The following is a 13,408-nucleotide window of genomic DNA, read 5'->3' on the forward strand; positions in this document are numbered from 1 at the left end:
TAAAAAAATCAAAAATTGGAACTTTACACCTATTTTTAAAAATGTAAAAACGTGTTAGAATTTGTTAAAAAATATATTAAAATACATTTAATCAATAATATTACTTATTAAGTATAAAATTAGAAATATTACTGAGTAAATACATTTTTAAAACAATTAATAATCTTATCAGGAGGTATAAAATGGAAATTATTGAGCAAACCAATAGAACCATATTGTTTGAAGAAATCAACCCTGAAAAGTTAGACTTATTAACGATGATAGGGGATACGAAGGGGATTGATAGTTTAGATGATGACAAAATAAAAGAAATTAATGAACAGCTTTTGGTAAAAAGCTTTGATGAATTTTTAGATAAGTTTAATCCCGTCGTATATTCTTTTTATAATGCGAGCAATCAAAAGGTTATGTATACACTAAAAAAACCTGAAAACTTATCAGATGAATATATTACTGAAATACCAGTAAATATGTCAAATGACTTTTTAAAGATGTTGTTTACGCTTATTGAAACAAAAACAGCCCAAGGACTTGCAAATGTTGATTTTAAATTTGAAAACTTACTCGATATGCTTTCACCTAAAAAAGTTATGGATGATATTAGGCAATCAAGAAAGGAAATTCAGTATATACATAGTAAGTATGATGATCTAGATGAAGAAGACCCTAAAAAATTAGATTTTGGAGATAAACTAAACGGTATGTTTGAAGAGGCAAGTCAGAATTATAATAACGTTATGGCAATGCTTCCTCTTGCTATAGAAGATATAAAGACTCGACTATTATTAGGACAGAGAGATAATGAAGAAAATAATGAACAATTAAAAATTGGTGTATTAAGTATGGGAGAGAGTGGAGAACTTAAAATTTTAGAAGCACCAAAACCAGAAGAAAATGCTTTAGTTGCACTTGATGATCATGCAAATACAGGTTTGATAGAAGCTTTCAAAGATGACTATGATGCGATTAATGACGTTAAATCAGATTATGTAAGAGATTTGGTAGTTCGTACATTCTGTCCATTGACATCTACGTTAGAAAGTAAGATAGATATAGAATCAGAAGTTAATAATTACAATACATATTTAGAATTTTATAAAAATGCAAAAGATGATTTTGTTAAAACAGTAAAACCATTAATTGAAAAAATGGTTGGTGTAAAAATGTTTTTTGAACAATATAAAGTTCAGAATAAAGGCATGGTGCCTAGCTTATTAGTAACGAATACGAAACTTGAGTTATTTGTAAAAAGTAGTAATACTCCTCGTCTTGTGACGTATTTAAATACAGTAAATGATAAAAATGATTTTTCAAATACGATTTGGTTTGGAATTGTACCGTCTGTGCAAATGGGGATTAGTGGAAAAAAACAGTTGCGTAGAGAACGTTTTAAAGGAAATCAACATGTAGAGAAAACAGATGTAAATACTATGGAATCCTTAACAATGCTTTTAAATATCGTTAAGGATTATAGAATACAAATATTTTTTAGCTTTGAAACAAATGAAGAAACTACATTCAGCCATATGGCGATAAATGGTACAGAAAAATATGTGGATAAATGCACGGTTTTAACAAGAAAAGATTATAGCGAATTCGCCATTCCTTGTATACCTAACTTTACAATCATTCCAAAAGACAAGTCAGGAGTAGTTCTTGATAGCAAGATGATCATGAAAGAAAATGGCTTAGCTAATTTATCAAAAGAGAAAGAAGATGTTTTGAAACTTTGGATAGAAGGGGTATACATAGGATCGTCTTATATAGCAGCAGGGATTGTAGCAGCATATCAATGTCCTGAGTATTTAAGAGAAGTATTTAAGAATGCAACACATGAATATCCAGGCGTTAGATTTGATATAGAGGCAGATGATAATGCACTTAATGTGAGAACTACGCTTGCAAAAGAAATTTCAGGATTTACAAATAATATAAAAAATGCGATCAATAGAAAAAACTTTGGATTTGTCTTTTCATCAGAGAATGCACAAGTGAAAGGCAGAGATATAAGACAAATTACAGTTTATAAAGCAAGGAGTCTTCAAACAGTAGGAAATGATTTTGAATCCATATATAAAACAATCGTAACAACATATATAGAAAGAATGTTGCGTTTTCATACAAATGATTTTAAGCAAGATAATATTGTTAAATTCTTTAGCAACAATCCAAACAGTCAAAAGAGTAGATGGATTGCAAATAAAGGATATATGAACTCCATTATTCAAGAAGGCGATGATATTAACTTTATAATAGATGAAAAATTAGGAAATTGTAATATAGATATTACATTCAATGGAAGTGTGAAAAACTTAGAAGTTGAGATAACAAGAAGTGTAGCCAATTAACAAAAAAGGTAAAGGTTATATTTTCACAAAAGTTATTAAGCATATAGTGGCACTAAGCGATTAGTGTGATTATAAATAAATCATACAAAAGGAGGAATTATAATGGGATTCAGACTTAAAGTAGAGGGTCCTGAGACGATTGACTTAGGAATTGAAAACATATTGACTGTAGAGTTTAAAACAGATACACCAAATGATTCAAATGCACGCTCTACAGATCTTGGCACATCACTAATCGTTAAAGGAAAAATATTAACAGCCGTGGATGGAGAAGAAGCAGATAGTACGATGAAGCTTGCGCAATGGTCATTAGTACCTGGAGAGAGGGCAGACTGCTATAGAAAAGCAACAATAGATGTAATATCAGCATCACAAGTAGTCAGACAAATTCATTTACCAAATGCTTTTATAGTAGATTATACAGAAGATTATGGAGATGAAGAAGGCGTAGGAACATTTTATTTACACATGAAACAGAAAAAGGATAAGACAATAATGGTAAAACTAGAAGGTGGATTTGAAGAGTAATAAATATAAAAATTATAGAAAGGATGTGTAAATATGGGTTTTAGAGTGAAAATTGAAGGTGTAGAAACCATAGAGCTTCAAATTGAAAGTGTACAGAAAGTAAGATTCAAAACAGATATACCCAAAGATTCAAATGCACGTACAAAAGATGTAGGGTCTACAATGGTTATTAGTGGGAAAATATTAACAGCTGTAGATGGAGATCCTTTTGATAGCACTAGACAAATGGGCATTTGGTCATTAGTACCTGCAGAAAGTGCAGATTGTTACAGAAAATTAACAGTAGAGGTAATATCAGCGAGTCAAGTAGTAAGAAAAATATTCTTGCCAAATGCTTTTGTAGTAGATTATACTGAACATTTTGGGGATACAGAGGGTATAGGAACATTTGAGTTAGTTGTTAAACAGAAAAAAGACAAGCTAGATAAAGTGACAATAGAAGGCGGATATAGCGCCTAATTAAATACATAGATGCCCTTTTAGGGCATCTATATATTAGTAAAGGACACAAAAAAATGAAAAATGCATATAAGATATTAGAAATCAATACAAAGGCTTCCCAAAATGAAATAAAGACGGCATATAGAAAGCTAGCGAAAAAGTATCATCCTGATGTAAATCAAAACGATAAATATACAGCTGAAAAATTTAGAGAAGTAACAGAGGCGTACAATATATTAAGGGATGAAAAATTAAAGAAAGAATATGATCAAAAATTATGTAATGAGCAAGAAACAAATCAAAGAACTGAGCAGTCTACTAAAACTAAAAAACAAGCAAAAACTACAAACAAAATGAATGTAGACTTTGAATTTGAAAATTTTTTTGGATTCAATCCTAGAACAAAAGAAACAAAGAAAGATTTTGGAAATAAAAATAAGAAAGATCCAATGAATACAAATGATATCTTTGAATCTTTCTTTAAAGTAAAAAGAGATTAATGGAGTTGATGACTTTGAAAAAGTCGATTTCACATAATATAACAATTATTGATTTGACAATAGCGATTCTTTCAATAGTAACATGTATATATATATATATGATTATGGAGCATAGGTTTATAGAGTATATCTTGATTTTCATAGTAGGAATCATAGCCATATTTTATATAGGAAGAGTGTTTGCTTCAGATAAAAAAGAGGATATGCAACATACCAAAACAAGGCATGTAAATAATATTAACAATTTAGCGCTATTAAATGAAGAAAATCAAATTATAAGAGAATGGGATTTACTAAATAAAACATCCTTAGTAATAGGTAGAAATACGAAACAAACTGAAGTAGATATAGATTTAAGTACATCTACATATGCATCATTAATAGACCCCCAACATGCTGTTTTAAATTTTGTATCTGGTAGATGGTACATAGAGGACTTATATTCTGAAAATGGTATTAGCATACAAAAAGCTGAAGACAAAATAAGATATAAATTATCAAAAGATAAACCTTGTACAATAATCAAAGGAGATGTTGTCTTTATAGCTAAAACGAAACTTTTGATTAGATGAAACGGAGTGTTAGTGAATGAGCCTTATTAGATGTCAAAATGGACATATGTTTAGTGCAAGAAGATATGGAAGCATATGTCCGTATTGTAATATAGAAACAGCATCAAAGGAAAAACCTGAGTTGCCTCCAAAAGATTTTGATATTGAAGATGAATTATTAAAAGAAGAAATACAACCAGTATGTGGTTGGCTTGTTTGCATTGAAGGGGCAAGAGTAGGAAAAGACTACAAAATAAAAGAGGGCAAAAATTTTATAGGTAGAGCAGATGATATGGATATACAAATTTTAGGAGACAACAAAATTTCAAGAAGAAATCATGCAATTGTAGTATATGATCCTAAAAAAAGAAATTCAGTTTTACTACCAGGGGATGCTTCAGGGATTGCATATTTAAATGATGAGGCAGTATATGTACCAACAGAGCTATCACCCTATGATGTAATAGAGCTTGGAAAAAGTAAATTTTTGTTTATTCCATTTTGTGGGGAACATTTTGAATGGGATGATATAGGCGGGGAGTAATCTCTATGAAAACATTTATATATGAAAACAAATATATGATTATGATTAGTTTAATAAGTAGCGTATGTCTATTAATCTTATTTAGAGAAATTATAAAGGCTAAAGTTAAAAAAATGAAGCGATACAATGGCGTTGAGTTAGCAAGTGCCACTTTTATAGGAGATAGAGAGTTGCAAGAAGATGCGATGAATATAGTTTTAGAAGAAAAAGGAATACTGGCTGTTTTAGCCGATGGAAGAGGAAAGAACCATGTGGGAAAAATTTCGAGTCAACTGGCTGTAAAAATTTTTGCAGAATTATTTGCGAATGAGAATGCGATATCCAATGCAAATTATTTTTTCAAAAGAGCCTTTAATATCACAAACAGAGAAATTTTAAAAAAACTATATGATCATCAAGGTGGCGCTAGTATTGTATGTGCGGTTATCATAGAGGACTTATTACATTATGCTTTAGTTGGAAATACAATGATTGCAGTTTTTAGAAATAATGAATTAATCCCTTTAAGTGAAGGGCATACCGTGAACGTACTTGCACAAAGAGGTTTTTATCAAGGGAAAATAAGTAAACAACAGGCATTGTGGGCATTGAAAGAAAAAAGACTACTCAATTATGTAGGACAAGATGGATTTAAAGATGTAGAAATATATGATGTACCCATCCGATTAAAAAAGGGAGATCTCATTATGCTAATGAGTGATGGGATCCATCAGCATGCTTCATGGAACAAATTAGAAGAAGCAATGAAAAAACATTTAACATGTGACCAAATAGCAGAAAATATCATTCATCAATTAAAAGATGACGCTATAGTCAATAAAGATAATGCAAGCATTATAATAATGAGATATAGAGGGCATAGATTAAGGGTGTAAGATCATGAGAAAAATAAATTCAAAGTTTATAACCAATTTTATATCAGAATCAGGTAATTTTTTACAAAACAAAGATTATTTTGCATTTGTAGAGTTGGATAAATTTGCAATCTACGTGATTGCAGATGGTATAGATAACGATATAGATTTAGAAAGTGCGAAAATAGCAGTATCTAGCATTATAAGTAATTTTAACCAAAACCCGAGTATGAGAAAAGGTTTTTTAAAGAAATTATTAAAACTTGCCAACAAAGAATTAATAGAACAAAGCAAAAAACTAAGACTAAAAACATCCATTACCATTGTGGTTACCAATTATGTAAAAGTGAGATATGCTTTAGTAGGAAATACAAGGTTTTGTTTGTTTAGAGAAGGTTTTTTAAAACATCAAAGTAAAGATCAATCTTTAACACAACAATTAGTGGATAGAGAAAAAGTACAACTTGATAAAATTGCCCAACATGAAGAAAAAAACAATTTATATTGTTTTTTAGGACAAGACGAAAAATTAACCCCTTATATATCGAAAAAATTCAAACTCCAAAAGGGAGATGTGATTACCCTTTTAACCAAAGGCGTTTGGGAAAATATAGATAGTGCAGAAATGATAGATGGGTTAGCTGATGCAAAAGAAGCACAAGAAGTCATTGATAATGTAGAAGAAATGCTTTTATCAAAACAACCGGAAGCGCTTGAAAATTATACATTAGCCGTTATATTTGTAGATAAAATATATCAAAACCCAAAAAGAAAGCAAAAGATAAAAAACATTTTGCTGACAGTAATTCCGATTCTTATTATCATAGCTATTATTTTTTTTGTATGGTATTTTAAACATCAAAAAAGATTAGAGCAAATCAGTGAAATGAACTATGCTATAAAGAATGCCAATAGCTACATTGAAGATGAAAACTTTATAAGAGCGAATGAAGAATATAAAAATGCACTAAACTTAGCTAAAAAATTAAAGCTAGAAGACAAAAGAGCGGATATGGATCAATACTACAAGCTAACAGAAACAATTATTGATGCAGATAAAAGTTTGCAGGATGCCGCATATCAAGATGCTTTAGATACATATTTATCAGCAGAAAAAAAAGCTTATTATGCAGATAACTTAGGAAAAGATTATATTGATGAACAATTAAATAAGACAAATGAACATATAAAAGTCTTTGATTTATTAGCACAAGGAGATAAAAAAATGGAGCTTGAAGATCTAACAGCAGCGAAAGAAGATTATAAACTTGCAAGAGACCTCGCTACCAATATCTTTTTTAAAGAAGCCAAAAAGGAAGCAAATGATAAGTTAGTTCAAATATATGAAGCGGATGCACAAGAAGAAAAAGAACAACAAGAAGAAGAAAAGGCGATAGAAGAAGAGGAACAAGCTTTAGCACAAGAGGAAGAAAAAGAAGAAAAAGAGAAGTTAAGTACCCAGCTAAACGCCCTAGAAATATCTAAAAAAGGGGATGTAAGCTATAGCATCGGAAGTTATCATGATGCTAAAATGTATTATACCATGGCGCAAGAAATGTACAAACAAATAGAAATGTACGGTTTTGCAGACAAAACAGAAGAAAAAATACAATTGACAGCACAAAAGATACAAGAAGCAACGACGAAGAAAGCAAAAGCAGATATGTACGTAGAAGATGCAAATGCTGAATTTGATAAAGGAAATTTAAGTGAAGCAAAAATGTTATATCTATTTGCAAAAGATATCTATGAAGAAGCGAAATTGCTTGATGCGGTAAAAAAGATAGATGAGAAAATAAAAGTAATAGATACTTTAATTGAAAAACAAAGTTAAGGGAGTTAAGAACAAAGGAGATCCAATGAAAGAAGAACTTTATGACAAAATCAATCATATTGAAAATCTGAAAGATCGGGCTTTATTAAAAGAATTATTAAATGAGGTGTTTATACCCCTTTATGAACATAGTGATAATATGTATCGTTCCCTAGAAAAGAGAGTATTTGATGAAATAGCGTACAATCAGCAGAATTATAGTTTGTATACAACCATTGTAAAAAAACAAGATTTTGATCCTATACATTATTTTCTATATCCCATGCTAGAGGAAGATATAAAAGAACAAGAATATGATCTTTTATACATTTTAGATACAATGCTACAAAATAAACAGGTGAAAATGTTTAAGGTATTTTTAAAATGTGATTACTTAATATTTAAGGATTTATTGAAAAAAGATCTCAAATTCAAAGGAAGTATCAAAACAGATAAAAGAGTTTATGATGCATATTTCAAGATAAAAAAAAATACACAGTATTGGGATGAAATCTATAAACTCTATCAAATGTTTATAAGAAATAACATTCCGTGGAGAACCATCAATGCGCCGTATATCTCTAAAATAGCGGATGTTGTATTAATTGAATATGAAAAAGGGATTACGAAAGATGAAACGATTCAAGAGATCAATGTGGATTTTGGTCAATACAGTAAATATATAGAATATGATAGGGTACCTATTTGGAATATACAAAAACTTGTTTTAGAAAGTACAGGGTTTCCAATGCCATGTGAAAATCAAGTGCATTTTGAGCATAGTGTTTCGCTAAAAGGAGAAGGGCTAGAGCATGGATATTTAGTTGAATATGATGAGCATATAAAAAACGTAAGACATACAAAGGAAAATTTAATGATCGTATCAGAAATAGAAGAAGCAAAAGATTGGGATCTATTTAAAGTCGTAAGACCAAAGAAATCTAGAATTGAAAAATATCGTTTTGAATTGGTATCGAATGCGAAGAAAATAAGTTTTGCTGAAAAACTATCGAATAAAAATGGCATGAATATAAAAACAAAAGCAGAGCTTATAAGGATGATAGATTCCTTTGAAGCATCAAAACATCTTCAGTTTAAAGAGGTAAAAATAGTTGATAAAGAAGAGCATATAAAGGAAGAAACGTATAATATGAATTTTTTTATTATAGATGAGATTAGAGATAGTGATTATGGTAAAAAAATGATTTTATATTTCAGTGCGAAAGATGAGAACAATTTTATTATAAGAGATTTATTAAGCTTTATCATCTCTGAGATACAACTCTTTTATCCTGAATATAAATGTGAAGGAAGATTGCTATGAATTATATCTGGGATATACTCTTTAAAGCAGATGATCAAAATATAAAAAGAGAAAAGATTAGATTTGAATGTGCAAAAAACTACAGTCCGTATATGGAAATCGCATTTGAAGATTTAAATACAACAGAAATAGATGAAACACTTATAGTAGAAATCAATCCATACTATAGGTTTTTTTCTATATTTAAAAATCTATTTGATGTGAATTTTGACGAAAGCATGCCACTTCGAGAGGTATTACTTGATATTTCAATACATTTCCTAGGGAATATTGATTTAAAACAAGGTCTGTCAAAACAAGAATATTATAAAAAATATATTTTGCAAGATATACGAAACAATATCTTTTCAGAGGAAATAAAAGATAATATAAAAAATTTTGATAAAAGAGAAAAAGATATCTTGTTATCAAGCATGATAAACCTATATACAACAGGTGTATCTTTGGAACTATTTAAAAGCGTAGTCAATAAAATATTTGAGAAAAGCATTGTATATACGAATCAAGACAATAAAAAAGAAATACTCATCTATATTGGAGCGCGTCAAACACAAGAAATTGAAAACAAAATACAAACTTTAATAGAATTGTTTCTACATATAGAATTTAAGGTGATTATATATTGGCAATATCATTTTGGTATTTTAGGAATTGAAGATACCATGAAAATAGGAAAAATGGTATTGTACTAGCAAAGAAATTTAGGTGATTAAATATGGGCTATTCATACAAATTATATCAAACTAATAAATCAAAAAAAGAGAATACAAAACAAGCGCGATACAAAGAAAAAGAATTGTCAAAGATGACAACCTATCAGTTAAGAGAAATATGTATCAAAGAAAAACTGATTAAAAATTCACTAGGACCACTAAATAAAGAAGAGATAATAAGATTGATCATGAGGTACAGAGGAATAGAAGAAAGCTTATTTATAAAAGAGCAGGATGATCAAGGGCTAGAAAGATTACAAGCGTCTATAAAAAAAGTAGATAAAATAATATTGGATAAAAAAACGATAAATGTACCATCAAAACTTGTAGTTTATGAGGGGTTAACTGTAGAAATATTTGATCAATACAGGATAACTTCAAATGATACCCTAGATGAAGGCAATGTACTACTAGTGGATGAAACATTTAATATATGTAGCATCTTTAACTTAATTAAAGGAAATGACCAAAACTATTATCTAATAAAAAACGAAGAAATTACAGCCAAAGAAAGTACGCATAAACACTATAGCCTACTTTACTTTGAAAAACAGCAGTCAGAACTAATTTATGACATCTATCATCAAAATATAAAACATAACCCCAAATATATTCAGTTTTATAAACTACCTATTTTGGATTTTAATATCAAGCAGTTAGTAGATACAGATATTCCGCTGGCAATAGATTTTGGTACAACGAATACTACGGCGGGCATTTATATAAACAAAGAACATTTTTATTCACTTGATAAAAATGATATTGGCAATAAAGAACTTGAAATAGAGGATATTCGTGTAGTACATGTTTTAGACACAACAGCTAATACGATAGATATAACAGCTAACACTTTAGATACAACCCCTCTTATTCCAAGTGTTGTAGGAATAAAATCTATAAATGATAAAGGCGTAGCGTATGTTTTTGGCTATGATGCCATTCAGTTATCTAAAGCAAGCTATGTAGATGATGGGATATGCATATTTTATGATATCAAAAGGTGGATTAGTGACTTTGATAGAGAAGAGAAGATCACAGCGATAAATGGGCAAAAAACATTTATAAAAAGAAAGCATATGATCAAAGCTTTCTTAGAATACATCATAAATATTTCACAACAAAGATTTAAGTACAAATTCAAAAAAATACATATTTCTTGTCCTTCAAAACAAAAATACAAGTTTTATACCCTATTTAAAGAAATTCTAAAAGCGTATGATTTAGAATATGAAAATATGTTAGATGAAGGAGCAGCCGTACTATTTAATACGATCTCCGAACTAATAGATAAAAAAAGATATGAAGAAAACATGCTTTATAAGGCACTCATTATAGACTGTGGGGGTGGGACAACAGATTTATCCTCTTGTGATTTTAAGATAGAAAATAATCGTGTATCTTACGAAATAGATATAGAAACCTCGTATGAAAACGGAGATACAGACTTTGGAGGCAATAATCTTACTTTTCGTATCCTGCAGCTTATAAAAATAATGTTTGCAAATAAGTTGACCGATAATTTGACCAATCATCATGAATTTGTGAAAAAGAATATATTAGATGCGTTTGATATGGACTTATATAGATGTGTAGATGAATATGGGGTACTTGAAATTTATAAAAGATTAGATCAAGCATATGAAAAAGTGGAAGATATGATCCCTACTCGATTTAAAGACTATGAAAATAAAAGCAGTGAAGAATATTTTAAAGTAAAAAGCAATTTCTATTTATTGTTTGAATTATCAGATGGCATAAAAAAGGCTTTCTTTAGCAATAAAAACAATTTAGAAGTGCTTGTTAAATCGAAAGAAGATAATCATTCGAAAGAAGAAATTTCTTGTAATGAAGATAACGCTTGTGATCAAGAGACTGTATATTATGACAAGTGGAAAATGCATACATATAATGGCGGTGTTTTAGAGCCCATAAAAGATGCGCCAACGTTAAAATTAAGCATCTATGATATCAATAGTTTACTAAGGGCAGACATCTATCATATTATCAAAAAGTTTTTAGAAAATATTTATGAAGAGGACAAGCTTTTAGAATACTCTATTATTAAACTTACAGGACAATCCTGCAAAGTAGAATTATTTAGAGAAGCGCTAAAAGAGTTTGTACCAGGTAGAATCATACAGTCTAGAAAAAATAAAAAAGCGCAAAAGGATCAAAAGGATCATTATGATCTAAAACTAACCTGTCTTAAGGGAGCACTTAAATATTTACAAACAAAAAAGTTTGGTTATATGAATGCAAACATTCATACACGGATACCTACACTCCCCTATGTAATCAGTGCCTATACGCATAGTGGAGATGAAAAAATACTGATTCATAGTTTAGACAAAGAAAATACAAGTGGGAGTATTTCAAGGTTTATGGAGCGGATTACATTAAAACTTTATCTAAAAGATACAAATGGAGACACAAGATATGAATATGATTATGAAAACAAACCAGAAGATTTTACAAAAACAACATTTGAAGAAATAGAAGAAAAATACAAAGGATTCATTATACAAGATGAAACAGACAATATCGTCAATAAAGAAGTGAAATTTTTCATCTGGGCAAAAAAAGAAGAGTGGGGATTTTGTGTAGTCCCTATTTTAAGAGAGGATGAAGCCTTACTTATAGGAAAAGAAGCATTTTTCAACTTTGAAAATGATACTTGGGAAAGAAACTTCTTTGACGGATTAAAATAAGCAATCGGATATAAATATCAAATAGAAATGGGGTGAAATATTGTTTTTGAGTAAATCCCCTATATTTAGTAGAGGAAGAATACTAAAGCTTGAGATGCTAGATCATCTAAGAGATTTTCCAAAAGATATGATGCAGGTACAGCTTCATGGATATGCAAATGGTATTTTGACAGGATGTCGGTTACTTGTAAATGAGGACTACATTATTATAGAACCTGGAATCATCTATTTTGATGAAGAGATCTATGTATTAAAAGAAAATCATAATGTTCCTTATACACATACCAATGAAACAGCGATCCTGAAAGTAAAGTTTATGGGAGAGAATGCGAACAAAGATTTTGTAAGTCATGGGACAAAAATTTTTATAGATGCTGATACACACATCCATAAAGATGAAATAGAACTTTGTAGATTCAAGCTAAAGAAAGGGGCAAAACTGAGAAATAATTATGTGAACTTTGAAGATATGACAACAGAGTATAACACATTAAATAGGATTCATGTACATTTTTCAGCCTATAAAAATAGTACCCTATCCCCTTACGTACTAACAAATTTTGCAAAAGAAGCATTTGGATACAAACTAAGCAATCCACTAGATATAGCCTTTTGTATGCAGTGTTTGCAAAAGGAAGAAGCAATGAGTAAAGAACTGATCATAAATTATATAGCAGCAAGATTAGAAATAGATTATAAGGATTATTCAAATGAAAAAATATACAAGTTTTTGGTAGAAATATTGAAAGAAATCAAATCTAGCAAAGGCATGAAAAGAGATAGAAATTATCTATCAAAGAGAATACTTGTAGATTAGGAGATTATGAAGGAAATATATGATGAGATACATTTCCTTCATATTAAATATAGCTTTTTTATATTTTACTTATATCAAGTTGTTTATCTATACATTTAAGTGCAAAAGAAGATTAAAAAATAAAATGAGGTTTTATAAGTGAGAACTAAGTAGACCATAGAATATTAGGAGGAAGTCTGAAATATATCAAGATAACAGTCCAATAAGTTTATGGGCATAGCAAACAAGCCATTGAAGATGACTTTAAAAATCAATTTACTTTCTATT

12 protein-coding genes are annotated in these 13,408 nt (G+C 29.6%); all 12 read left to right on the forward strand.

The features are described 5' to 3' along the window. The first annotated feature begins 182 nt into the window (after nt 1-182). The 12 genes from EV214_RS13340 to EV214_RS13395 all read left to right on the forward strand — a co-directional run bounded on the left by EV214_RS13340 (nt 183) and on the right by EV214_RS13395 (nt 13,141). Nucleotides 183-2,348 carry a transcriptional regulator gene (locus tag EV214_RS13340; protein WP_132246599.1) on the forward strand — a complete coding sequence of 722 codons (2,166 nt, stop codon included), beginning with the start codon at nt 183-185 and terminating at the stop codon, nt 2,346-2,348. Nucleotides 2,349-2,450: 102 nt separating this feature from the next. Further along, nucleotides 2,451-2,876: a membrane-associated protease 1 gene (locus EV214_RS13345; protein WP_132246601.1), complete on the forward strand. Its 426-nt coding sequence runs from the start codon at nt 2,451-2,453 to the stop codon at nt 2,874-2,876. Nucleotides 2,877-2,909: 33 nt separating this feature from the next. Further along, complete coding sequence (locus tag EV214_RS13350) at nt 2,910-3,335, forward strand: membrane-associated protease 1 (RefSeq protein ID WP_132246603.1); 426 nt, start codon at nt 2,910-2,912, stop codon at nt 3,333-3,335. Between the two features lie 56 nt (nt 3,336-3,391). Continuing rightward, nucleotides 3,392-3,817: a J domain-containing protein gene (locus EV214_RS13355; RefSeq protein ID WP_132246605.1), complete on the forward strand. Its 426-nt coding sequence runs from the start codon at nt 3,392-3,394 to the stop codon at nt 3,815-3,817. 14 nt (nt 3,818-3,831) lie between these two features. Beyond that, complete coding sequence (locus EV214_RS13360; RefSeq protein ID WP_165916368.1) at nt 3,832-4,389, forward strand: FHA domain-containing protein; 558 nt, start codon at nt 3,832-3,834, stop codon at nt 4,387-4,389. Between the two features lie 16 nt (nt 4,390-4,405). Then, nucleotides 4,406-4,912 carry an FHA domain-containing protein gene (locus tag EV214_RS13365; protein ID WP_132246609.1) on the forward strand — a complete coding sequence of 169 codons (507 nt, stop codon included), beginning with the start codon at nt 4,406-4,408 and terminating at the stop codon, nt 4,910-4,912. A 5-nt stretch (nt 4,913-4,917) separates the two neighbouring features. Continuing rightward, nucleotides 4,918-5,787 carry a PP2C family protein-serine/threonine phosphatase gene (locus EV214_RS13370; protein WP_132246611.1) on the forward strand — a complete coding sequence of 290 codons (870 nt, stop codon included), beginning with the start codon at nt 4,918-4,920 and terminating at the stop codon, nt 5,785-5,787. Between the two features lie 4 nt (nt 5,788-5,791). Next, nucleotides 5,792-7,600, forward strand: coding sequence for a PP2C family protein-serine/threonine phosphatase (locus tag EV214_RS13375; RefSeq protein WP_132246613.1), 1,809 nt, complete (start codon nt 5,792-5,794; stop codon nt 7,598-7,600). A 25-nt stretch (nt 7,601-7,625) separates the two neighbouring features. Beyond that, nucleotides 7,626-8,903, forward strand: a complete 1,278-nt coding sequence (locus EV214_RS13380) for a normocyte-binding protein (protein ID WP_165916369.1) — start codon at nt 7,626-7,628, stop codon at nt 8,901-8,903. Further along, complete coding sequence (locus EV214_RS13385; RefSeq protein WP_132246617.1) at nt 8,900-9,595, forward strand: hypothetical protein; 696 nt, start codon at nt 8,900-8,902, stop codon at nt 9,593-9,595. Before EV214_RS13380 ends, EV214_RS13385 begins: the two co-directional genes overlap by 4 nt. Before the next feature lie 23 nt (nt 9,596-9,618). After that, nucleotides 9,619-12,324, forward strand: a complete 2,706-nt coding sequence (locus EV214_RS13390; protein WP_132246619.1) for an acetate and sugar kinases/Hsc70/actin family protein — start codon at nt 9,619-9,621, stop codon at nt 12,322-12,324. Between the two features lie 46 nt (nt 12,325-12,370). After that, on the forward strand, nt 12,371-13,141 hold the full coding sequence (locus EV214_RS13395; protein ID WP_132246621.1) for a hypothetical protein: 771 nt from the start codon (nt 12,371-12,373) through the stop codon (nt 13,139-13,141). Nucleotides 13,142-13,408 lie beyond the last annotated feature (267 nt).

The organism is Marinisporobacter balticus, assembly GCF_004345705.1.
Taxonomy (GTDB): Bacteria; Bacillota; Clostridia; order Peptostreptococcales; family Thermotaleaceae; genus Marinisporobacter; species Marinisporobacter balticus.